The 22,885-nt window shown below is 39.9% G+C and carries 18 protein-coding genes and 1 other RNA gene; 11 read left to right on the top strand and 8 right to left on the bottom strand.

Annotation, left to right across the window (positions count from 1 at the left end; translation table 11 throughout):
• Positions 1–371 precede the first annotated feature (371 nt).
• Together groL and groES are read right to left on the bottom strand one after the other, a co-directional pair.
• On the bottom strand, positions 372–2,012 hold the full coding sequence (groL, locus tag QU01_RS07135) for a chaperonin GroEL (protein WP_033763198.1): 1,641 nt from the start codon (positions 2,010–2,012) through the stop codon (positions 372–374).
• Positions 2,013–2,038: 26 nt separating this feature from the next.
• The gene (gene groES / locus QU01_RS07140) at positions 2,039–2,395 is read right to left on the bottom strand and encodes a co-chaperone GroES (RefSeq protein WP_000671949.1); all 357 of its coding nucleotides are present in this window, start codon (positions 2,393–2,395) and stop codon (positions 2,039–2,041) included.
• Between the two features lie 286 nt (positions 2,396–2,681).
• Between groES and dnaG the strand changes: the two genes are divergently transcribed.
• From dnaG to QU01_RS07170, 6 genes are all read left to right on the top strand, one after another.
• The gene (gene dnaG, locus QU01_RS07145) at positions 2,682–4,361 is read left to right on the top strand and encodes a DNA primase (RefSeq protein WP_033763202.1); all 1,680 of its coding nucleotides are present in this window, start codon (positions 2,682–2,684) and stop codon (positions 4,359–4,361) included.
• Entirely contained in the window at positions 4,358–5,410 is a 1,053-nt protein-coding gene (locus tag QU01_RS07150; RefSeq protein WP_033763203.1) for an MnmA/TRMU family protein, read from the top strand. Before dnaG ends, QU01_RS07150 begins: the two co-directional genes overlap by 4 nt.
• An 89-nt stretch (positions 5,411–5,499) precedes the next feature.
• A complete protein-coding gene (locus tag QU01_RS07155) occupies positions 5,500–6,327 on the top strand; it encodes a DUF5718 family protein (RefSeq protein ID WP_033763205.1) in 828 nt (275 codons plus the stop codon).
• Between the two features lie 145 nt (positions 6,328–6,472).
• The gene (locus QU01_RS07160) at positions 6,473–6,754 is read left to right on the top strand and encodes a TrbC/VirB2 family protein (protein WP_033756641.1); all 282 of its coding nucleotides are present in this window, start codon (positions 6,473–6,475) and stop codon (positions 6,752–6,754) included.
• Positions 6,754–7,017, top strand: coding sequence for a hypothetical protein (locus tag QU01_RS07165; RefSeq protein WP_033763207.1), 264 nt, complete (start codon positions 6,754–6,756; stop codon positions 7,015–7,017). Before QU01_RS07160 ends, QU01_RS07165 begins: the two co-directional genes overlap by 1 nt.
• A gap of 1 nt (position 7,018) precedes the next feature.
• Complete coding sequence (locus tag QU01_RS07170; RefSeq protein ID WP_033763208.1) at positions 7,019–9,382, top strand: VirB4 family type IV secretion/conjugal transfer ATPase; 2,364 nt, start codon at positions 7,019–7,021, stop codon at positions 9,380–9,382.
• A gap of 30 nt (positions 9,383–9,412) precedes the next feature.
• Here QU01_RS07170 and ffs read toward each other — a convergent pair.
• An RNA gene (gene ffs, locus QU01_RS08140) (signal recognition particle sRNA small type) lies at positions 9,413–9,510 on the bottom strand.
• 174 nt (positions 9,511–9,684) lie between these two features.
• Here ffs and QU01_RS07175 point away from each other — a divergent pair.
• From QU01_RS07175 to nspC, 3 genes are all read left to right on the top strand, one after another.
• A complete protein-coding gene (locus QU01_RS07175) occupies positions 9,685–11,025 on the top strand; it encodes a COG3014 family protein (RefSeq protein WP_033763210.1) in 1,341 nt (446 codons plus the stop codon).
• A 101-nt stretch (positions 11,026–11,126) separates the two neighbouring features.
• Entirely contained in the window at positions 11,127–12,092 is a 966-nt protein-coding gene (cheV1, locus tag QU01_RS07180) for a chemotaxis protein CheV1 (RefSeq protein ID WP_033763213.1), read from the top strand.
• Complete coding sequence (nspC, locus tag QU01_RS07185) at positions 12,089–13,306, top strand: carboxynorspermidine decarboxylase (RefSeq protein ID WP_033763215.1); 1,218 nt, start codon at positions 12,089–12,091, stop codon at positions 13,304–13,306. The genes cheV1 and nspC overlap by 4 nt, the downstream gene beginning before the upstream one ends.
• Positions 13,307–13,315: 9 nt before the next feature.
• Here nspC and lpxE read toward each other — a convergent pair whose 3' ends face one another.
• The 4 genes from lpxE to QU01_RS07220 form a co-directional block, all read right to left on the bottom strand.
• Positions 13,316–13,849 (bottom strand): lipid A 1-phosphatase LpxE, encoded by a 534-nt coding sequence (gene lpxE, locus QU01_RS07190; RefSeq protein WP_229260242.1) that lies wholly within the window; start codon positions 13,847–13,849, stop codon positions 13,316–13,318.
• Positions 13,850–13,898: 49 nt separating this feature from the next.
• Complete coding sequence (eptA, locus tag QU01_RS07195) at positions 13,899–15,464, bottom strand: phosphoethanolamine--lipid A transferase EptA (RefSeq protein ID WP_033763218.1); 1,566 nt, start codon at positions 15,462–15,464, stop codon at positions 13,899–13,901.
• Between the two features lie 563 nt (positions 15,465–16,027).
• Positions 16,028–18,139 carry a SabA family sialic acid-binding adhesin gene (locus QU01_RS07210; protein ID WP_033763220.1) on the bottom strand — a complete coding sequence of 704 codons (2,112 nt, stop codon included), beginning with the start codon at positions 18,137–18,139 and terminating at the stop codon, positions 16,028–16,030.
• A 745-nt stretch (positions 18,140–18,884) separates the two neighbouring features.
• Positions 18,885–20,165, bottom strand: a complete 1,281-nt coding sequence (locus QU01_RS07220) for a citrate synthase (protein ID WP_033763221.1) — start codon at positions 20,163–20,165, stop codon at positions 18,885–18,887.
• Between the two features lie 199 nt (positions 20,166–20,364).
• Here QU01_RS07220 and icd point away from each other — a divergent pair, with 199 nt between their 5' ends.
• Together icd and QU01_RS07230 are read left to right on the top strand one after the other, a co-directional pair.
• Positions 20,365–21,642, top strand: coding sequence for an isocitrate dehydrogenase (NADP(+)) (gene icd / locus QU01_RS07225; RefSeq protein ID WP_000323967.1), 1,278 nt, complete (start codon positions 20,365–20,367; stop codon positions 21,640–21,642).
• Between the two features lie 66 nt (positions 21,643–21,708).
• Entirely contained in the window at positions 21,709–22,236 is a 528-nt protein-coding gene (locus QU01_RS07230; protein ID WP_033763223.1) for a DUF1523 family protein, read from the top strand.
• On the opposite strand, the gene bioD is transcribed toward QU01_RS07230, so the two are convergent.
• Positions 22,213–22,869 (bottom strand): dethiobiotin synthase, encoded by a 657-nt coding sequence (bioD, locus tag QU01_RS07235; RefSeq protein WP_033763225.1) that lies wholly within the window; start codon positions 22,867–22,869, stop codon positions 22,213–22,215. The genes QU01_RS07230 and bioD overlap by 24 nt on opposite strands.
• Between the last annotated feature and the right edge of the window lie 16 nt (positions 22,870–22,885).

Below are 22,885 nucleotides of genomic sequence, written 5' to 3' on the forward strand. Positions count from 1 at the left end.
AGAGAGAGAGAGAGAGAGAGAAGGTTTTAAAGGGTTTTTTCAAATTAAAAATTCCTTCCTTAGTAAAATTTAAATTGAGTGTATTGAGTTATTTTATACTAATTAAGAACATTATTATGTTATTTGAGTATTTATTGTAGCAATAAATTTCGTTTTTTTTTTTTGTCATTTGGAGAAAATTTTAGAATTTTTGCATTTTTTGCGCTTTTGTTGGGGTGGTAAAGAGTTTTTAGATTTTGTTTTAATGGAGCGCTAATGATAAAAGCTTAACAGAGATTTTTTGTTGCATGTTTTCAAAAGCGAGCGGTTTTATTAAATAAAAGCCCCCAAAAAGAGGGCTTTTATCAAGGAAAGAGTCAAGGCAAGGGGGCTTACATCATGCCGCCCATGCCTCCCATACCGCCCATGCCGCCCATATCAGGCATTGCTGGGGTTGCTTTTTCTTCTTTGATTTCATGCACGGTGGCTTCTGTGGTTAAAAGCAGGCTTGAAACCGAAACCGCATTTTGTAGAGCGATCCTTTCTACTTTTAAGGGGTCAATAATGCCTTCTTTAAACATATCCACATACTTGCCGTTGCTAGCGTTAAAACCAAAATGCCCTTCGTGTTTTTCCACTTCATTCACGACCACACCGCCATCATAACCGGCATTGATAGCGATTTGAGCTAATGGGGCTTTAATGGCGCGCATGATGATTTCATAGCCCACTTTTTCATCATCGTGTAAATGCAAATGCACTTTTTGAGCCGCGCGGATGAGAGCCGCACCGCCGCCAATCACAATGCCTTCTTCAACAGCCGCTTTAGTCGCGCTCAACGCGTCATCCACCCGGTCTTTTTTCTCTTTCATTTCCACTTCACTCGCAGCGCCCACTTTAATCACAGCCACACCGCCAGAGAGTTTAGCTAGTCTTTCTTGCAATTTTTCTTTGTCATAATCGCTTGTCGTGCTTGCAATTTGGGTTTTGATTTGCGCGACTCTGTCTTTAACGTCATCGCTATGGCCTTTGCCATCTACGATCGTGGTGTTGTCTTTGTCAATCACAATCCTTCCGGCTTTGCCTAAAAACTCCACTTCAGCGTTTTCTAGACTCAAGCCTAATTCTTCGCTAATGACTTGACCGCCGGTTAAAATAGCGATGTCTTTGAGCATTTCTTTTCTTCTGTCCCCAAATCCTGGAGCTTTAACCGCTGCGATATTCAACACGCCTCTTAATTTATTCACCACTAGAGTCGTTAAAGCTTCGCCCTCAATGTCTTCAGCGATGATTAAAAGCGGTTTGCCCTCTTTCATGGTTTTTTCCAATAGCGGGAGGATGTCTTTCATGCTAGAGATTTTTTTATCCGTTAAAAGGATGTAAGCGTTATCCAATTGAGCGGTCATTTTCTCAGCGTTGGTTACAAAGTAAGGGGAGAGATAGCCTCTATCAAATTGCATGCCCTCTACGACATCCAATTCATCTTCAATGCCCTTAGCTTCTTCAACGGTGATCACGCCGTCTTTACCCACTTTTTCCATAGCATCAGCGATGAGTTTCCCGATATTGTGATCGGAGTTTGCAGAAATGGTCGCCACTTGGGTGATTTCTTCTTTACCGCCTACTTTTTTGCTCGCTTTTTTAAGCTCATTAATGATCGCTTCAGCGGCTTTATCCATGCCTCGTTTCACTTCAATAGGGTTAGCCCCAGCCGTGATATTCCTCAAACCTTCTTTAAAAATGCTATAAGCCAGCACGGTCGCTGTGGTCGTGCCATCGCCGGCAGCATCAGCGGTTTTGCTCGCCACTTCTTTAACGAGTTGAGCGCCCATGTTAGCCACCGGGCAACTTAATTCAATCTCTTTAGCCACGCTCACGCCATCTTTGGTGATGCTTGGAGCGCCATAGCTTTTTTGGATCAACACATTCCTGCCTCTTGGCCCCATAGTTACTTTAACAGCGTCATGGAGTTGTCTCACGCCTTCAAATAAAAGGTTTCTTGCGCTATCTGAAAATTTGATTTCTTTTGCCATTTTGTATCCTTAAATATTAATGTTTTTTAGTGTTTTTTGTGATCATGACAGCAAGCTTCATGCTCTTTAGCATGCTTATGGTCATGATTACCTGTATGACAGCAAGAGCCTGAGCCCACAATACCTAGAATGTCTTCTAGTTCTAACACCATGTATTCAACGCCGTCTAAAACGATTTCTGCGCCTTTGTATTTGCCAAAAGCGATCACATCGCCTTCTTTAACGCATTTGCAACCCTCACTGATTTTATGGCTAACCGCTTTGACTACACCCATTAAAGGCTTTTCTTTAGCGTTATCAGGGATGATGATGCCTGAACTGGTTTTGTTCTCTTCTTCAAGTCTTTCTACTAAGACCCTTTCTCCTAATGGTTGAAACTTCATTTCAGTTCTCCTAAGTTTTGATAAATAAAATAGAAATTTAGCGCTTATTGTTATTAAGCGACATAACTATAGCGCATTTTTAGGGATAAGTCAAGCCATAAAAACAAATATAAGATTATAACTATAAGGATTATTAAGTCTATTTGTATAAAGTTTCATTAGTTTAAAAATATAAGGATTAGAAAAGGGGGCGTTATTAACAAACCTTTTTGAAGATTTTATTTATTGAGTATAATCCCTTTTGAGAAAGTCAAACCAAAAAAGCCCATTGGAGAAAGCATGAAAAATGATTCTTAAAAGTTCCATTGATCGCCTTTTGCAAACGATAGATATTGTAGAAGTCATTAGCTCTTATGTGGATTTGAGGAAATCAGGTTCTAGCTACATGGCTTGTTGCCCTTTTCATGAAGAAAGGAGTGCGAGTTTTAGCGTCAATCCAATTAAAGGGTTTTACCATTGCTTTGGGTGTGGGGCGAGCGGGGATAGCATTAAATTTGTGATGGAATTTGAAAAGCTTTCGTTTGTGGAAGCATTAGAGAAATTAGCCCACCGATTCAATGTGGCTTTAGAGCATGACAAAGGCGCTTATTATGATCATAAAGAAGACTACCACCTTTTAGAAATGGTGAGCTCGTTGTATCAAGAAGAGCTTTTTAACGCCCCGTTTTTTTTGAATTATTTGCAAAAAAGAGGGCTTAGCCTAGAGAGTATCAAAGCGTTTAAATTAGGCTTATGCACGAATAGGATTGATTATGGCATTGAAAATAAAGGCTTGAATAAGGACAAGCTCATTGAATTGGGCGTGCTAGGCAAGAGCGATAAAAAGGATAAAACCTATTTGCGCTTTTTGGATCGCATCATGTTCCCTATTTATAGCCCTAGCGCTCAAGTGGTGGGTTTTGGAGGGCGCACCTTAAAAGAAAAAGCGGCCAAGTATATCAATTCGCCTCAAAATAAGCTTTTTGATAAATCCAGTTTGCTCTATGGCTACCATTTGGCTAAAGAACACATCTATAAACAAAAGCAAGTCATTGTAACAGAGGGGTATTTGGATGTGATCTTATTGCACCAGGCGGGTTTTAAAAACGCCACGGCCACGCTTGGGACAGCTTTAACGCCATCGCATTTGCCCTTGCTTAAAAAAGGCGAGCCAGAAATCCTCTTAAGCTATGATGGGGATAAGGCAGGGCGAAACGCGGCTTATAAAGCGAGCTTGATGTTGGCTAAAGAGCAAAGGAGGGGGGGGGTGGTTTTATTTGAAAACAACCTAGACCCTGCGGATATGATCGCTAATGGCCAGATTGAAACCTTAAAAGACTTGTTATCGCGCCCCATGGCTTTTATTGAATTTGTTTTAAGGCGCATGGCGGATTCTTATCTTTTAGACGATCCTTTAGAAAAAGATAAGGCCCTTAAAGAAATGTTAGGGTTTTTGAAAAACTTTTCCTTGCTTTTACAAAGCGAATACAAGCCCTTAATCGCTGCACTTTTACAAGCGCCTTTGCATGTTTTAGGGATTAGAGAGCGAACTTCTTTTCAGCCTTTTTACCCCAAAACAGAAAAACCCAATCGCCCTCAAAGGTTTGCGCATGTTCCTAACACGATGAGTTTGGAATTTTTAGAAAAATTAGTGATCCGCTATCTTTTAGAAGACAGAAGCTTGTTGGATTTGGCGGTGGGTTATATCCATAGTGGGGTATTCTTGCATAAAAAACAAGAATTTGACGCTTTGTGTCAAGAAAAATTGGACGACCCTAAATTAGTTGCGTTATTATTAGATGCGAATTTACCCCTAAAAAAAGGGGGGTTTGAAAAGGAATTGCGTTTGTTGATTTTGCGCTATTTTGAGCGGCAACTCAAAGAAATCCCTAAAAGCCCGCTTTCTTTTAGCGAAAAAATGATCTGTTTGAAAAAGGCTCGCCAGGCCATTATGAAATTAAAACAAGGAGAATTAGTCGCCATATGAAACAAATAAAAGCTTTAGCCCTATTTAGTGGGGGGTTGGATAGTTTGTTGTCTATGAAATTACTCATCGATCAAGGCATTGAAGTAACCGCTTTACACTTCAATATAGGGTTTGGGGGTAATAAAGATAAAAGAGAGTATTTTGAAAACGCCACCGCGCAAATCGGGGCTAAGCTCTTGGTGTGCGATATTAGAGAGCAATTTTTTAACGATGTGTTGTTCAAGCCCAAATACGGCTATGGGAAGTATTTCAACCCTTGCATTGATTGCCATGCCAACATGTTTAGGAACGCTTTTTACAAGATGCTTGAATTGAACGCGGATTTTGTTTTGAGCGGGGAAGTGCTAGGGCAACGCCCTAAATCCCAAAGGAAAGAAGCGCTCAATCAGGTGAGGAAATTAGTCAGAGAGGTGGGCGAAGAGGCGCGTTTTGATCTTATTTTAGACCGAACGCAAGCAGGCGATGAAAAACCGCAATTTTTAGATGAATTGCTCTTAAGGCCCATGAGCGCTAAACTCTTAGAGCCTACTTTTATGGAAAAAAAGGGTTTTGTTGATAGAGAAAAGCTTTTAGATGTGAGTGGTAGGGGGCGCACTAGGCAATTGCAAATGATCAAAGATTACGGCTTGAAATATTATGAAAAGCCAGGTGGGGGGTGCTTGCTCACAGACATTCAAGTGAGTAATAAGATTAAGAATTTGAAAGAATACAGAGAAATGGTGTTTGAAGATGGCGTGATTGTCAAAAACGGGCGTTATTTTATCTTACCTAATAACGCTCGTTTGGTGGTGGCAAGGAATGAAGAAGAAAACCATAAATTAGACATTGAGCACCCCTTAATGGATAAGATTGAATTATTAAGCTGTAAGGGCCCTTTGAGTTTAGTGGATAAAAACGCCAGCAAAGAAGATAAAGAATTGGCCGGTCGTATCGCTTTAGGCTATGCTAAGACTTTAAAAAATCAAGCTTACCTCATTCAAATAGGGAATGAAAAGCGTGAGCTTTACCCTTTGGATAAAGAGAGCGCTAGAGAGTATTTGTTCGCTTGAAAGGGAGTTTCTTTGAGGGTTTTAGGGGTTTTCTTTTATGCTATAATGGAAAAAGCTCTAATCATTAAGCTATTTGCTAGGAGGTTTGCATGCAAGAGTTTTTAGGTTTTGGTGTGGTGGGGAATTTTGCAGGGCATTTGGAGCAAGCAGGAGAGAGTCATAGTTTTATTAACATGAAAAGCGAAGAAAAGGACGCCCCTAAGGGGCTATTCCCTTTTTATATCCCATATGAGAATTGCTATTTGGGGCGTTGTTGCATTAATAACCATAAGATTATTTTGCCTAGTGATCCACATTTAAGGGTGCAAGCAGAGCCAGAAATCGCTTTAGAATGCGATGTTAAATATGATGAAAAACATTTGGTAACCAAGCTCGTGCCTAATTTTTTCATGGCGTTTAATGACGCTTCTGTGCGTAATTTAGAAGCCACAAAGCTCTCCCAAAAAAAGAATTTTTCACCAGCTTCTAAAGGCATAGGGCAGAAATTGCCCATTGACAGGTTTGTTTATGGGGGGGTGTGTAACAATTTCTCTATCGCGTCTTTTTTGAAATACAATAATGTTTGGCACATTTATGGGGAAAACAGCAAATTGCTCAAATACGAGTTTTTTTATCAAAAGCTTTTAGATTGGATCAAAGACCAATTAAACCACCAACAAGATGGCGATTCTTTAGAGGCTCTAAGACCTTTTTTAGAGCGCCATAATTTCCCCACTAAAATGATTTTTGCGATAGGGGCTACCCCTTATATGCCTTTTGCGCAAGAGCATTTTTTGCAAAAAGGCGATGAGGTGGTGATTGTCGCTTACAACCATTTACAATATAGTTTTGAAAAGATTCAAAGCCTCTTAGAAGAAGACACCCTACAAACCAAAGAACACACCAATCTTTCTTATGTCTATCAAATCGTAGAATAGTAAGGCTTTTACCTCTTCAGCTTTGCTTTTTTACCCTTTCAAAGATCAAATGCACCCCTTTTGACCCCCTTTTAGAGGATTTTTATGGTTTTTTTGAGATAATAAAGCGTTATAAAGTTAATTAAAATTAAACAGAAGGGTTTTGATGTCCGATCATTTTTTAAAAATCGTTTTTTTAGTAGGCATGTGCGTTTCAAGTTTGTTCGCTGAAGGTTTAGAAGGGTTTTTTAACGCCCTAGAAGCCCAGCTCAAAAGCCCCATCGCTAAGGGGATTTTAATGGTGATTTTCATAGGGATCGCTATTTATGTGTGGAGGAATTTAGACCGGTGGAAAGAGATTTTATTCACGATCCTTGGCGTGGTGTTTGGGATTTTTTTATTCTTTAAGGCCCCGAGTTTAGCGAATTGGTTTATGGGAATTTTTTAATGATTATCCTATCAGCGAGCGTGAAGAATTTGCGTGAAATTTCGGTTAAAGAAAAATTTTTATGGCTGAACGCTAAATCTTATTTGATTTCTGTTTTTATGCCTTTTATTTTGCTCCCTTGGATTGATTTATTGAGCGCTTTTTTATTGTATTTAGGGTTTTTAGTGCTCTTTAGCGTGCTGGAATTTTTTGATGAAGACATTGCAGATATTATTATCGCTAAAAGCAAAATAAAGACTAAAACCAAATGTTATAGAGCGTAGGATGTTAGAAAAGCTTTTGAACGCTGTCAAACAAAAAGTTTCAAACTATTTTTTAGGGGTTTTGCCTAAAAGCTATTCTATGAGCGAAGAAAACAACATTTTAGGCTTGTATGATGAGCATTTTTTACTCACTAAAAACGAAAACTTAGTGGGCATTCTCCGTTTAGAGGGGGTGAGTTACACCCATTTAAGCACAGAGCAATTGCAAGATCTTTTCACTGAACGCCAAATGGCGTTGGATTCTTTAGAAAAAGTCGTGGCGCGCCTTGTGGTTAAAAGGCGTAAAATTGATTATAAACAAAACATTCAATCTGATTCTCAATACTTGCAAGCGATTTTGAATCAATTTGAAAATAAAGAAGTGTATGAAAATCAGTATTTTTTAGTTTTAGAAAGCGCGCATTCTTTACAGGGCGTTTTAGAGCATAAGAAAAAATCCTTAATGCATGCCAATAGGGAAAATTTTAAGGATATTCTCTCTTATAAAGCGCATTTTTTGCAAGAAACTTTAAAAAGCTTAGAAATCCAGCTCAAAAATTATGCCCCCAAACTCTTAAGCTCTAAAGAGGTTTTGAATTTTTATGCAGAATACATTAACGGGTTTGATCTCCCTTTAAAGCCCCTAGTAGGGGGGTATTTGAGCGATAGCTATATCGCTAGTTCTACCACTTTTGAAAAAGATTATTTCATTCAAGAAAGCTTTAATCAAAAAACCTATAACCGCTTGATTGGCATTAAGGCTTATGAGAGCGAACGCATCACTTCTATAGCGGTGGGAGCGCTTTTATACCAAGAAACGCCTTTAGATATTATCTTTTCCATAGAACCTATGAGCGTCAATAAAACGCTGAGCTTTTTAAAAGAGAGGGCCAAGTTTAGCATGTCCAATCTCGTTAAAAACGAGCTACTAGAATACCAAGAATTAGTCAAAACTAAACGATTATCCATGCAAAAATTCGCCCTAAACATTCTTATCAAAGCCCCTAGTTTAGAAAGTTTAGACACTCAAACCAGCTTAATTTTAGGGCTTTTATTTAAAGAAAACTTAGTGGGCGTTATAGAAACTTTTGGCTTGAAAGGGGGGTATTTTTCCTTTTTCCCTGAACGCATCCATTTGAACCACCGCTTGCGCTTTTTAACTTCTAAAGCCTTGGCGTGTTTGATGGTGTTTGAAAGGCAAAATTTAGGCTTTAAGGCTAATTCATGGGGGAATAGCCCTTTGAGCGTGTTTAAAAATTTGGATTATTCCCCTTTTTTATTCAATTTCCACAACCAAGAAGTGAGCCACAACAACGCTAAAGAAATCGCCAGAGTGAACGGGCATACTCTAATCATAGGGGCTACCGGGAGCGGTAAAAGCACGCTGATTAGCTTTTTAATGATGAGCGCTTTGAAATACCAAAACATGCGCCTTTTAGCTTTTGACAGGATGCAAGGGCTGTATTCTTTCACCGAATTTTTTAAAGGGCATTACCATGACGGCCAATCTTTTAGCATCAACCCCTTTTGTTTAGAGCCTAATTTGCAGAATTTAGAATTTTTGCAATCCTTCTTTTTGAGCATGCTTGATCTTGCCCCTTCAAGGGATAAAGAAGCCTTGGAAGATATGAATGCGGTTTTTAGCGCGATTAAGAGCCTTTATGAGACCTTATACCCTAAAGATTTTAGTTTGCTAGACTTTAAAGAAACGCTTAAAAGAACTTCATCTAACCAATTGGGCTTGAGTTTAGAGCCGTATTTGAATAACCCCCTTTTTAACGCTTTGAATGACGCGTTCAACTCCAACGCTTTTTTAAATGTGATAAACCTAGACACCATCACCCAAAACCCCAAAGACTTAGGGCTTTTAGCCTATTATTTGTTTTATAAAATCTTAGAAGAATCCAGGAAAAACGACAGCGGTTTTTTGGTTTTTTTAGACGAGTTTAAATCCTATGTGGAAAACGACTTATTAAACACTAAAATTAACGCTTTAATCACGCAAGCCAGAAAGGCTAATGGCGTGGTGGTGTTGGCCTTGCAAGATATTTACCAATTAAGCGGGGTTAAAAACGCTCATAGTTTTTTGAGCAACATGGGGACTCTTATTTTGTATCCGCAAAAAAACGCTAGGGAGTTGAAACACCATTTCAATGTACCTTTGAGCGAGACTGAAATTTCTTTTTTAGAAAACACCCCTTTGTATGCCAGGCAGGTTTTAGTCAAAAATCTGGGTAATGGGAGTTCTAACATGATTGATGTGAGTTTAGAAAGTTTAGGGCGTTATTTGAAAATCTTTAATTCAGACTCTAGCCATGTGAATAAAGTGAAAGCGTTACAAAAAGACTACCCTACAGAGTGGCGTGAGAAACTTTTGAAGAGCTAGTTTTAAAAAGTTAATATTATTTTGAAGCACTCCTATTCAGATGGCTAAGGCACACAAGAAATTAGGGGACTCTGCTGTATTCCTACCCTGAAGCGTTACCCTAAAATCCTATTGCATAGGTCTAAATAAGAGCTTAGGGATCATTTTAGCCATAAAAAGCTTATGTTTTCATTAAAAATGTTATGATACGCTCAAATTAGTCAAGCAAAAAAATGTCAATTAAAAGGGTTAGATTGAAAAGATTCGTTCTGTTGATGTCGGTAATTTTAGGAATATCATTAACAGGTTGCATAGGCTATCGTATGGACTTAGAACATTTTAACACGCTCTATTATGAAGAAAGCCCTAAAAAAGCTTATGAATATTCCAAACAATTCACTAAGAAAAAAAAGAACGCTCTTTTATGGGACTTGCAAAACGGCTTGAGCGCTTTATACGCTAGAGATTACCAGACTTCTTTAGGGGTGTTAGATCAAGCCGAGCAACGCTTTGATAAAACCCAAAGCGCTTTCACAAGAGGGGCTGGTTATGTGGGCGCTACCATGATTAATGATAACGTGCGTGCTTATGGGGGGAATATTTATGAGGGCGTTTTAATCAATTATTACAAAGCGATAGACTACATGCTTTTAAACGATAGCGCGAAAGCTAGGGTGCAATTCAACCGCGCGAACGAACGCCAGCGCAGGGCTAAAGAATTTTATTATGAGGAAGTGCAAAAAGCCATTAAAGAGATCGATTCTAGCAAAAAGCACAATATTAATATGGAACGCTCTAGGGTAGAAGTGAGCGAGATTTTAAACAACACTTATTCTAATTTAGACAAATACGAAGCTTATCAAGGCTTGCTTAACCCAGCGGTTTCGTATCTTTCAGGGTTGTTTTACGCTTTAAATGGGGATAAGAATAAGGGGTTAGGCTATCTTAATGAAGCCTATGGGATCAGTCAAAGCCCTTTTGTAGCTCAAGACTTGGTTTTTTTTAAAAACCCTAATAGGAGCCATTTCACTTGGATCATCATTGAAGATGGTAAAGAGCCGCAAAAAAGCGAATTTAAAATTGATGTGCCTATTTTTATGATTGATTCGGTTTATAACGTGAGTATAGCCTTGCCCAAGCTAGAAAAAGGGGAAGCGTTTTATCAAAATTTCACTCTTAAAGATGGAGAAAAACTAACGCCCTTTGACACTTTAGCCTCAATAGATGCGGTGGTCGCTAGCGAATTTAGGAAGCAATTGCCCTATATTATCACTAGAGCCATTTTATCGGCTACTTTTAAGGTGGGCATGCAAGCGGTAGCGAACTATTATTTGGGGTTTGTTGGAGGGCTAGTAACTTCGTTGTATTCAGGTGTTAGCACCTTTGCAGATACTAGAAACACGAGCATTTTTGCCCATAAAATCTATCTTATGCGCATCAAAAATAAAGCCTTTGAAAATTATGAAGTTCAAGCTGATTCTATTGACGCTTTTTCGTTTTCATTAAAGCCTTGTAAAAGATCGCTTGAAAGCCCCAAAGTCATTGACGCTAGGGAATTGCTTTCGGGGTTTGTAACAGCCCCACAAATCTTTTGCTCTAACCGCCATAATATTTTATACGTGCGCAGTTTTAAAAACGGGTTTGTTTTGAGTCGTTTAAAATGATTTAAAAAAACCCCCAAAGATAGTTTTTAAGTGTCGTTGGCATTAAACACAAACACGATATAATTATAAAACGATACGAAAACCTAAATTAAGGGGAAGTCATGGCTGATAGTTTAGCAAGCATTGATCAAGTTACAAGTCTGCATAAAAATAACGAGTTGCAATTGTTGTGTTTCAGGCTGGGTAAAAACAAGGATTTGTATGCGGTCAATGTCTTTAAGATCCGTGAAGTGGTGAAATACCATGGCAATCTCACTATCATCAGCCACGAAAACAATTCGCTCGTTGAGGGGTTAATCATTATAAGAGAGCTCACCATTCCCTTGATTGATATGAAAAAATGGTTTTATTATGACAGCCAAAACAAAAACAAGGATTTACGCCCTTATAGGATAGAAAAAGAAAAAGGCGAAGACGATATTGTTATGATTTGTGAGTTTTCTCGCTGGACTATAGGGGTTAGGATCTATGAAGCGGATAGGATTTTGAGCAAGAAATGGACTGAAATGGAGCAAAGCGCTGGGCTAGGGGGATCTGCTGGGAATAACAAACTCGTGAGCCGCACGCGCTATTTTGACGGGCGCTTGGTGCAGGTGGTGGATATTGAAAAAATGCTTATAGACGTGTTCCCTTGGATTGAAGATGAAAAACACAGCGATTTAGAGACGCTCTCTAAAATCCATTCTAACCAATGCGTTTTGCTTGCTGATGACTCCCCAAGCGTTTTAAAAACCATGCAAATGATTTTAGACAAGCTGGGCGTCAAGCATATAGATTTTATCAATGGTAAAACCTTATTAGAGCATTTATTCAGCCCAACAACCGATGTGAGCAACATTGGCCTGATTATTACCGATTTAGAAATGCCAGAGGCGAGCGGTTTTGAAGTGATCAAACAGGTTAAAAACAATCCTTTGACTTCAAAAATCCCTATCGTGGTCAATTCTTCTATGAGCGGTAGTTCTAATGAAGACATGGCCAGGAGTTTGAAGGCCGATGATTTCATCTCCAAGTCTAACCCCAAAGACATCCAGCGAGTGGTTAAGCAATTTTTGGAATTAGCATGAAAAAATACAGCGTTATCCCCACCCCTTGCTATGTGTTAGAGAGCGAACGCTTAGAAAAAAACGCCAAGATTTTAGAAATTGTGCGCCAACAAAGCGGGGCAAAGATCTTGCTCGCTTTAAAGGGGTATGCGTTTTGGCGTGAGTTTGGGATTTTGAGGCAAAAATTGAACGGGTGTTGCGCGAGCGGTCTTTATGAAGCTAAGCTCGCTTTTGAAGAATTTGGGGGGCGAGAGAGCTACAAAGAAATTTGCGTTTATAGCCCGGCTTTTAAAGAGGCTGAAATGAGCGCGATTTTACCCCTAGCGACAAGCATTATTTTCAACTCTTTTTACCAATACGCCACCTATAAAGACAGGATTTTAGATAAAAACAAGCAATTAGAAAACTTGGGCTTAAGCCCCATTAAAATGGGTTTAAGGATAAACCCCCTTTATAGCGAAGTAACCCCAGCGATCTATAACCCATGCTCTAAAATGAGCCGGTTAGGGATTACGCCTAGCGGATTTGAAAAGGGGGTGAAAGAGCATGGCTTAGAGGGGGTGAGCGGGTTGCATTTCCACACGCATTGTGAGCAAAACGCTGACGCTTTGTGCCGGACTTTAGAGCATGTAGAAAAGCATTTCAAGCCTTATTTAGAAAACATGGCGTGGGTGAATTTTGGTGGGGGGCATCATATCACTAGGAGCGATTATGATGTGAATTTGCTCATCCAAACGATTAAGGATTTTAAAGAGCGTTATCATAATATAGAGGTGATTTTAGAGCCTGGGGAAGCCATAGGGTGGCAATGCGGGTTTTTAATCGCAAGCGTGATAGACATCGTTCAAAACGATCAAGAAATTGCGATTTTAGACGCTTCTTTTAGCGCTCACATGCCCGATTGCTTGGAAATGCCTTATCGCCCTAGTATCCTTAAAATTTCCGTAGAAAACGATGAAGAAATTATTGAAGTTGAAAAGGGTGAAAATCAAGGGGCGTTTTCTTATTTTTTAGGCGGCCCTACTTGTTTAGCGGGGGATTTTATGGGGAGTTTTAGTTTTGAAACGCCTTTAAAAAGGGGCGATAAAATCGTGTTTCAAGACATGCTCCATTATACGATTGTCAAAAACAATTCGTTTAATGGCGTGCCGCTTCCAAGCCTGGCTAAACTGGATCAACAAGGGTTTAAAATCCTTAAAAACTTTTCTTATGAAGATTATAAAAACAGAAATTAGAACTTTTGATTAAGGCTTTTTGGGGCTTGTAAAAAGGCTTACGCACAACATTCCAACGCCAAGCCCGGCCAACACCGCACCAATGGTGTGCATGTCTAAATAAATGCGAGCGAGCATGGTCAAAGGGACTAGGGGTAAGAGCCAAAAGTATTTTTTAAAAGAATAGCGGTGCATTAAAAACGCCACCGCCAAACCCACCATAGACGAATGCCCGCTTGGCATGTTGAAATTACCCCCATAAGGGCGCTCGCCCAAACGCTGATCGTTGATCGTTATATGGTTTAAGGCTCTTTTGGTGGTGTGCGTGAGAAGGGTTGTAGCGATAGAGGCGTTAGCGACTTGAAAAAGCCCTATCGCATCTCTTTGGATTAAGGGAATCGCCACAGATAAAATCGTAGGGATAAAGCGTGCGTAATGCTCGGTGAGATGAAACACTAAAGGCACGCTATGCTGTTTAGGGACTTTAGGGAAGGGCACAAAAATGCCTGATAAAATCAAGCCCAAACTGAGCGCTAACAAAGTTTTAGAAAAGCTTTTGGGCAGGCTTTCACAAAATTTTTGTTTAAATAAGAATTTTTTCATGAGTGTTATTTTACTCTTTTTTGTGTTTGAGCAGATCTAAAGAAGGGCGATAAACAACGCTTGGGTTTTTAAAATCCAAAAACACCCCTAAAACGCTATGGAAAATAACGTTTTGATTAATGGGGGTTTGGGTTTGAATGATGGAATGCTTTTCTTTAAAAAGATCGTTGGCATAAAGAATAAAGGGGATCTCGTATTGTTCTTTGGGGGCGATGCTTTTAGGAATGCCATGCAAATAGAACGCTTCTTCGCCCAAACTTTCGCCATGATCGCTCAAATAGATCATTAAGGCGGGCTGCTTGGCTTTTTTGAGCATGCTAATGATTTTATCTAACAAATAGTCGTTATAAAAAATGGTGTTGTCATAGGCGTTAATCAGGCTTTCTTTGGAGCAAGAAGACAGATCAGCGCTTGAACAATAGGGTTTAAACACCCTAAAATTTAAAGGCACTTTGTTGTCGTAGTTGGGGCCATGCGAGCCGGCAAGGTGTAAGATGAGCAAGACATTTTCATTAGAGTGTTCTTTTAAAAGGTCAGGCAAATTATAGAGTAAGGATTCATCATAAGGAGCGATCGCTTCACAATTGGGGCATTTTTGAATCAATTCGTAGTTTTTAAGATAGCTTGTAACCTTAACATTCTTTTCGCCGTCATTTGCGCTATACCAAAAGACTTTGATACCGGCTTTAGTCAAATAAGTTGGCAAATTTTCATAAGCGTTGTTTTTAAAAGAAGAATCTAAAATGCATTCCAAACTCGCTGTCGTGTAAGTGGCGCAAGAAGTGGCGTTGAAAAGAGTGAGTTCGTGATTTTCTAAGCGTTTGCTTAGTCTTGGGGTGGTGGGTTTTTGATAGCCATAAAGGGCGTAATTATGCTTCCTAGCGCTTTCGCCAATGACTAGCACCACAAACGAATTGGAATGGTTGGGCGAAAAGAGAGGGAGCGGCTTGATAGTGGGGGCGAAAAATTTAAGAGCGCTCACTCTAAAAGCGTTCACGCTATAAGCGAAGGGCAAAATTAAGCCCCCTATGAATTTCGCATGCTTGTCAAACCACAGCCAATTTTTAGCGTTCATAAAAGCACTGGTGATAAAGATAAACACTAACGCCAAGATCGCTAAAAAGGGTGCTTTTTTAGAAGAATTTTTAAGGGGGATTTTATAGATGATATAGCCAGGCAACACCCCAAAAACAACGATAAAAACGAATAATTTAACGCTCAAAAAGCCTAAAACTTCATGCGTATTGGTGTTTAAGACATTACCCATCATGCTCTTATTTAAAAACACCTTATAAGCGCTAATGAAATAGAAAGCGACAGAATTGAGCCAACTAAAAACTATTGCGCTCCAACGCATCAAAGAAGCAGAGATCAAGCCTAACGCCAAAAAAAGAGCGCCATTAACGCAAAAAAGCACCACAACCATCATGGCGATAAAACTGACCTGGTTGCTTTCTTTATAAACATAAGCGAACAAAGGGAAATGGTATAAAACGCCAAAAATAAGGCTATAAAGCAAACCGGCTTGCAGACAACTCAGGGGTTTTAAAAACTTCAGATGGAATAATGATGCCAAACACGCCCCTTAAAATCAATCAATCTTAGGATTATATCGTAGGTATGGGGATTTTATGGTTTATTTTAAAGTGGAAAGTGCATTTTTTAGGGTGGTTGCATTTAAGAGCTTTAAAGCGTGTTTGTTGCAGGATTTCATCACGCCCCATAGTTAGGGTATGGGGCAAATCCAAATAAGGAGCATGCCATGAAGCTAAAAGTGGGAAGCGTAAAAGTGGCAAACGCTCTTGGAAACTATTATACCTTGAAATTTCTTTTTCTTGGTTTAAGGTAGTGTTTTTGATGAAACGCTAATTTATCCCACTAGCGCGAAAAACTCTGTCCTTTAGGGTAGAGATGTAAGCGCATAGCCGTTAGGTTAAAATACTACTAGTCTTTTATAGGGTAGGAAATATCCATGCAGACTTTAAAGAACAAAGCCTTTCGTGTTAGCGTTCAATGGAATGCTTTAGTTAGGAAGCTCCTTTCTTTAGAAAGGGGCGCTCTCACGAAAAGATTAAAAAGAGTTAAAAGAAGTGGATTAAACCCCCTAAAAAGAGGGCTTAAAAAGGGAGTTTTAAGCTTTTAGTAAGCAAACACATAGTTGAGATACACGCTATAAAGCCTGCGGTATTGGAGCTGAGTGCCTAGCAAAGAATAGTAATTCGTGTTGATCGTGGGGATCTTCACGCCTAATTCCATGCCATGTTGCGTGCTGTGTTCGTTGCCTCTTTTCTTATTCCTAGCAAGGTTGGTCCTTAAGCCCAGATTGAACAAGAATTGGAAATTCGCCGTGTTGATTTTAGCTTTATAGTAATTGTTCATGTTCGCTAAATTCACATACTGGGAATTAAGCCATGAAGTGCCAGCTAACGCAATACCGCCAAACGCGCCAAAAGAAATTTTGTTGTTTTTAGTGGCTTTATCGTTGATGAAATTCACTAACAAATCGCTCCCCACGCCATAGGTCCAAACATCAGAAGAGGCGTTGAAAAATTGGGATTTATTATAGGTGTGGTTGTAATCCACAAAGCCATAATACCTAGCGCCCCATCGTTTATTTTCCCCAAAAAATTGCTTGTAGCCCGCTTGAAAGCCGATCCCATTCATCGCGCCGTTGTTGGTGGTTGAAGCAGCGATTAGACCAGCGCGTCTGAAAGGGTTATTGCCTAATTCCTGACTTCTAGATTGCACTTGAGAATGGATATTGGAGTCAATATAGTAATTATCCTGTATGCCTTGCGGGCTATAAGGGTTGTTCTTTTTACTCACCACATTTTGCAAAGATTGAGCGTCAGGCAAGCTTGAAATCGTTGCAGTGATGCTGTCATAATGTTCCCCTAGCTTTTGGTATTGGCCGCTGAAATTCGCTAAAGTGTAGGCGAGGTTTTGCGCATGGTTGATTTGATCAGCTTGGTTGCCAAAATGAGCGAGGCTGTCTTTTAAGGCCGTTACGCTTTGTTCCACATACGCGCAACCGGCTCCCCAAGTGTTAGAAGTAACCGTGCCGGATGGCGTGCCACGGAGATTGCCATCGCTACCCTTTTCATGGCATACCCCTAAAGAGTCTTTCACAAAGGCTGCAGGGATTCTTTCAAAGTCTTTCACCACTTGTTGGGCGCGGTTTAAAATTTCCGCTTGCGCTTTGGCGTTAGCGAGCATGCTTTGAGCAAAGTCAGCGTCTTTATAGGGGTTGAATGTTTTTCCAGCGTCCAGGTTGCTTTGGTTTTGCGCATTTGCGGTAACGATTTTAGATTGCTCTACGGCTATCGCAGCGTTTTTGATCATGTCTTGAATCGCGCTGATTTCGTTTTTAAAAGATCCGCACGCTGTCCCATCGCCACCTATATCTTTCCAATAATTTTTACCGCCATTGCTCAACCATGGGCATGCCTCATTAAGGGTGGTTAAAATAATGCTCGCTTGTTTTAAAAGCTCTTGAGCGTTGTTGGAGACTTTGATGTTCTCTTTAGTTTTTGTATATTCCCCATCGACCCACTTGATTGAAACAAATTGCCCGTTAGTCCATGGGAATTTCCATCTTTCTCCTGGAACGACAGTATGGTTTTTCTTCCCTTTAATTTCAAAAGCGAGTTCTTTGGTGTCGCTTAAAGCGGGAATATCTTGCCCGCTGCTCCCGAAAGCCTTTTGAATGATCTGGTAAGCTCTATTGATTTTCGCGTAATTTTCAGTGGATATACCGCTCCACTTTCCTGGTTCATAAAACGAATCGCAAGTAATGGTAGTTCCTCCATTTGTTGGCACATTTTCAAAGGTTTGAACGCCCCCATTTTTGTCTTTGTCACTACCAGGACCACAAACGCTGATCGCATAGCTCATCACTTGCCACAACCCCGCTGCTGCATTCAAGCTCAAAAGCACCGCTTGATACGCTGGGGAGTTGGTTTTGTCATTGATTAAATTCTTCGCGCTCGCATTCAAATTAGTCCTTGTGTTATTGATAGCGACCGGGTCTGCGGATTGCTTGATGAGAGTGTTTAGGACGCTATAGCTCGTTAAGAGATTGTTCAACCTTTCATAGCTGTCTGAAAGATCTTGAATGCCTTTGGTGTTTTTCACCATTTGGGTGGATTCACCGATTTGATAGCCCACACTGACAAAAAAGCCGTTGTCTTCAGCGCTTAAAGCGGAAACTAAAAGCGAACCTAAGGTTAATGACAGAAATTTTTTCTTCATGTTTTCTCCTTTTTCCTTTAAAATAAGATTGAAATCGTTGGTGAGCCTTGCAGAAATGTGTCTTTAAGTAAAGCCATACCGCAAGCTTTCGTTAATATAGTATAAATTAATGGGATTTTGTCATTAATGGGTGTTTTTGCCCTTTCAAAAAAAAAAAAAAAGGTTTTTGTAGCGTTTCTAAACAAATATTAAACCAATAAAGGTCATTTTAAAAGAAATGAGGTTGTTTGAATAGGGGTAGTGATAAAAAAGGGGTTTTTAACTTTGGTTGTTTGGTGTGGTTGCTTTAGATTTGTTTGTAATAAAGCGGTTTTAAAAGAAATGAGGTTGTTTGAATAGGGGTAGTGATAAAAAAAGGGGTTTTTAACTTTGGTTATTTGGTTTGGTTGCTTTAGATTTGTTGTCAAAAGGATTTTTTCTTTAGATTTTATTATAAAAATGATTTTATTAAGGAGATAAAAAGGTTTTGCGATCATTTCCCTCAAAAACTCAAGGGTTTCTAGGGTTTCTTTAAAAAAGTGGTGGTTTCAATAAAACGCTAATTTATAAGAGCGTTCCCTAAGCCTAAAAGACTTAGGGTTTGCTTGTAAAAGTGGGGTTATTTTTGAGTTTTGGGGCGTTTGCATGCGGTTATTTAAAAAATATCGCTCGCTCGCTTGGCACGAGACGCTTACTCTTTAAACAAGGCTTTGATTCGTTTCTTAAAACTATCATCAACGCTTATAAAACAAAGCCTAGCCTAATACTAATCCCCTACATAGACTTGTCTTGGGCGCGTGATCCTGGCTTGCGGGCTTTTGACATGTTCTAATAATTGAGCGCACCAGCCCACGGTTCTGCCAATGACAAACACCGGCGTGAAAAAACGCACCGGGATTTTTAAAGCCCTTAAAATCGTGCCGGAGTAGAAATCCACATTAGGGTAGAGATTCCTTTCAATGAAATACTCGTCTTTTAGCGCGATTTCTTCCACTTTCGCGGCGATTTCGCTCAATCTCTCGTCCATTTTAACGCCTTTTTGGTGCAGTTCGTCTTTCAAGCCTTTTAAGATTTTTGCGCGCGGATCGTAGCTTTTATACACCCTATGCCCAAAGCCCATAAGCTTGAAGCTGTCGTTTTTGTCTTTCACTCTTGCGATGTATTTATCCACATTTTTCACATCACCAATTTCTTCTAATTGGATAAGCACTTTTTCATTCGCTCCGCCATGCAAATGCCCCCATAAAGCGCTAATGCCTGCGCTAATGGCTGCATAAGGATGCACGCCGGTGCTAGCGACATTCCTTACCGTGGTAGAAGAGGCGTTTTGGCTGTGATCAGCGTGTAGGGTTAAGATTTTATCAAAGGCTTCCACTTCTAGGGGCGTGATTCCCACTTCGCCTTGAGTGGTGTGTTTCAAGCGGCTATAAGGATAACCTCTCAGCATAAAAAGGATATTTTCCACATAAGAGCGTGCGATATCCGGATAAATGATAGGCGCTCCCACTTCATTACGATAGCAAATAGCCGCAAGCGTGGGGATTTTAGCGACAATTCTTCTAGCCATGGTTTGGTAATCTTCTTCAGTGTGCATGTTTTGGTGCGTGGAATAAAGGGTGGATAAAATAGACACACCGCTAGAGAGTTTCGCCATAGGGTGGGCGTTGCTAGGGAAGGCTGAAAACATGTTGAGTAAGCTTTCATGCACAAAACTTCTGTGGCGTAATTCCAACTCAAACTCCAAGCTTTCATCTTGATTTTTGGGCAATTCCCCTGTGAGGAGCAATTTGCACACATCTACATATTTGTATTTGGCGACTAAATCTTCTATTCTATGCCCTCTGTAATACAATTCGCCTTTTTTGCCGTTGACATAGCTGATCTTAGATTGGCACCCAGCGGTAGAAGAATACCCTGGATCGTAAGAAAAAAACCCAGTCGTTTCAAAAAGCTTGGAAAAATCCACCGCTTTAGGCCCACGAGTGCCTTCAATCGTTTCAAATTCATAGCGTTCATTATTCTCATTATTGATTAAAGTGACAGACATTTGACTTCCTTAAGTTTTTAGAATGATAGCACTCCATTATAAGCCAAAAAATTAAATGATTTCTTTTTGAAAACATTTTCGTTTTTTCAAGTTATTTCCAACCGCTACTTTTAAACACGCATTCAAAAAAAGATTTTTAGGGGTTATATAGTATTTTTGCGCTAGTATAGTTACTTCAATTTTATAAAAAGGATGAGAGATGGCTTACAACCCTAAAATCTTACAAAAGCCTAAAGAGGGCGAAGAAATTACGATTAAAGACAACAAATTGCATGTGCCAAACCACCCCATTATCCCTTTCATTGAGGGCGATGGTATTGGATCTGATATTACCCCGGCGATGATTAAAGTCGTGGATAGTGCGGTTCAAAAGGCTTATAAGGGCGAGAAAAAAATCGCATGGTATGAGGTGTTTGTGGGCGAAAAATGCTATCAAAAATTTAAAGATCACAAAGAATTAAGCCCAGAAGAGCAATGGCTGTTACCGGACACTATTGAAGCGATCAACCATTATAAAGTCTCTATTAAAGGGCCTTTGACCACGCCTATTGGTGAGGGGTTTAGATCTTTGAATGTAGCGTTACGCCAAAAAATGGATTTGTATGTGTGTTTGAGACCGGTCAGGTGGTATGGGAGTCCAAGCCCAGTTAAAGAACCACAAAAAGTGGATATGGTGATTTTTAGAGAAAATTCTGAAGACATTTATGCGGGCATTGAATGGCAAGAAGGCAGTGCAGAAGCGAAAAAACTCATCCATTTTTTACAAAATGAACTAAAGGTTAAAAAAATCCGCTTCCCTGAAAGCAGCGGCATAGGGGTAAAACCCATTAGTAAAGAAGGCACAGAGAGGCTAGTGAGAAAAGCGATTGAATACGCTATTGATAACGACAAGCCAAGCGTAACTTTTGTGCATAAAGGCAATATCATGAAATACACTGAGGGAGCGTTCATGAAATGGGGCTATGCGCTCGCTCAAAAAGAATTTAACGCTCAAGTCATTGATAAAGGCCCATGGTGTTCTTTGAAAAACCCTAAAACCGGTAAAGAAATCATCATTAAAGACATGATCGCTGACGCGTTCTTGCAACAAATCTTATTACGCCCTAGCGAATACAGCGTCATTGCGACCATGAATTTGAATGGGGATTATATCTCTGATGCGTTAGCGGCGATGGTGGGGGGTATTGGTATCGCTCCTGGGGCTAATCTCAATGACACAGTGGGCATGTTTGAAGCCACCCATGGCACCGCTCCTAAATACGCCGGGCTAGATAAAGTCAATCCGGGGTCTATTATTTTGAGCGCAGAAATGATGTTAAGGCATATGGGTTGGGTGGAAGCGGCTGATTTGATCGTTTCTGCTATGGAAAAAGCGATTAAAAGCAAGAAAGTAACTTACGATTTCGCTCGTTTAATGGATGGGGCTAAAGAAGTGAAATGCTCTGAATTCGCTAGCGTGATGATTGAAAACATGTGAAAGAGCGTTTTTAAGCTCTGGTGTTTGAATGCGAAAAAAAGGCTAATACTATCATAAGGAATGAAGTTGATAAAATTTGTGCGTAATGTGGTTTTGTTCATTTTAACGGCGATCTTTTTAGCACTCATGCTTTTGGTGAGCTATTGCATGCCCCATTATAGTGCGGCTGTCATTAGCGGGGTGGAAGTCAAAAGAATGAATGAAAATGAAAACACGCCCAATAATAAGGAAGTAAAAACCCTTGCTAGAGATGTCTATTTTGTGCAAACCTACGACCCTAAGGATCAAAAAAGCGTAACCGTTTATCGTAACGAAGACACGCGTTTTAGTTTTCCTTTTTATTTTAAGTTTAATTCGGCTGATATTTCGGCCCTCGCTCAAAGTTTAGTCAACCAGCAAGTGGAAGTGCAATACTATGGTTGGCGGATCAATTTGTTTAACATGTTCCCTAATGTGATTTTTTTAAAGCCCTTAAAAGAGAGCGCTGACATTTCAAAACCCATTTTTAGCTGGATTTTATACGCTTTGCTGTTAGGGGGCTTTTTTATCAGCGTGCGTTCTGTTTGCACTTTATTTAAGGGTAAAGCTCATTAATTCTTTCAGGCTTTGTTGGAAAATCACAATGGGGTTATTGGAGCGTTTGTTAAAAAGCTCAATATAGGGCAAACTGATGCTGTGGAAAGCGGTGTTGTTTCCTTTTAAATTGATAGCGATTTTATAGTCTAGTTGGTGGGATTTCAATAAAAAATCATTCAGCAAACAATCATTAATCAAGCCCAAATTGTCATGGCTAATCAAAAGCATTTTGGCTTTTAATTTTAGGGCAAAATCCAGCATGTTTTCTTCTAAAGTGATAGGCACGCATAGCCCCCCAGCCCCTTCAACGATGACTAAATCGTAAGTTTTGGTGAAATTTTGGAGGCGTTGGATTAAATGATTTATATCAATGGGGGCGTTTGGATCTTCTTCTTGTTGGGCGATGATGGGGGCTGAGGCTTTATGATAACGATAGAATGAAATGTCTTTTAAGGTTAAAGAGCGATCTAAAAGGCGGTTATCTTGCAAGAACAAATGCGCATCGCTAGAGTGGTTAATGGCGTCATTAACGCCCGTTTCAATGGGTTTTAACAAGATCGTTTTAACGCCACAAGCGTTGCAATACTGGGCTAATAGCCTAGCGCATGTGGTTTTTCCGGCATTGGTGTTAGTCGCGCTGATAAAGAGCATGGTTTAACTTTTAAAA

The organism is Helicobacter pylori SA221C (assembly GCF_000476855.1).
Lineage (GTDB): Bacteria > Campylobacterota > Campylobacteria > Campylobacterales > Helicobacteraceae > Helicobacter > Helicobacter pylori_DK.

Coding starts and splice junctions, on each gene's coding strand:
- groES (WP_000671949.1), bottom strand. CDS start 2,395: ATGAAGTTTCAACCATTAGGAGAAAGGGTCTTAGTAGAAAGACTTGAA.
- QU01_RS07165 (WP_033763207.1), top strand. CDS start 6,754: ATGATTATCCTATCAGCGAGCGTGAAGAATTTGCGTGAAATTTCGGTT.
- QU01_RS07170 (WP_033763208.1), top strand. CDS start 7,019: ATGTTAGAAAAGCTTTTGAACGCTGTCAAACAAAAAGTTTCAAACTAT.
- QU01_RS07155 (WP_033763205.1), top strand. CDS start 5,500: ATGCAAGAGTTTTTAGGTTTTGGTGTGGTGGGGAATTTTGCAGGGCAT.
- cheV1 (WP_033763213.1), top strand. CDS start 11,127: ATGGCTGATAGTTTAGCAAGCATTGATCAAGTTACAAGTCTGCATAAA.
- icd (WP_000323967.1), top strand. CDS start 20,365: ATGGCTTACAACCCTAAAATCTTACAAAAGCCTAAAGAGGGCGAAGAA.
- QU01_RS07210 (WP_033763220.1), bottom strand. CDS start 18,139: ATGAAGAAAAAATTTCTGTCATTAACCTTAGGTTCGCTTTTAGTTTCC.
- QU01_RS07220 (WP_033763221.1), bottom strand. CDS start 20,165: ATGTCTGTCACTTTAATCAATAATGAGAATAATGAACGCTATGAATTT.
- QU01_RS07175 (WP_033763210.1), top strand. CDS start 9,685: ATGGACTTAGAACATTTTAACACGCTCTATTATGAAGAAAGCCCTAAA.
- bioD (WP_033763225.1), bottom strand. CDS start 22,869: ATGCTCTTTATCAGCGCGACTAACACCAATGCCGGAAAAACCACATGC.
- groL (WP_033763198.1), bottom strand. CDS start 2,012: ATGGCAAAAGAAATCAAATTTTCAGATAGCGCAAGAAACCTTTTATTT.
- QU01_RS07160 (WP_033756641.1), top strand. CDS start 6,473: ATGTCCGATCATTTTTTAAAAATCGTTTTTTTAGTAGGCATGTGCGTT.
- QU01_RS07150 (WP_033763203.1), top strand. CDS start 4,358: ATGAAACAAATAAAAGCTTTAGCCCTATTTAGTGGGGGGTTGGATAGT.
- nspC (WP_033763215.1), top strand. CDS start 12,089: ATGAAAAAATACAGCGTTATCCCCACCCCTTGCTATGTGTTAGAGAGC.
- dnaG (WP_033763202.1), top strand. CDS start 2,682: ATGATTCTTAAAAGTTCCATTGATCGCCTTTTGCAAACGATAGATATT.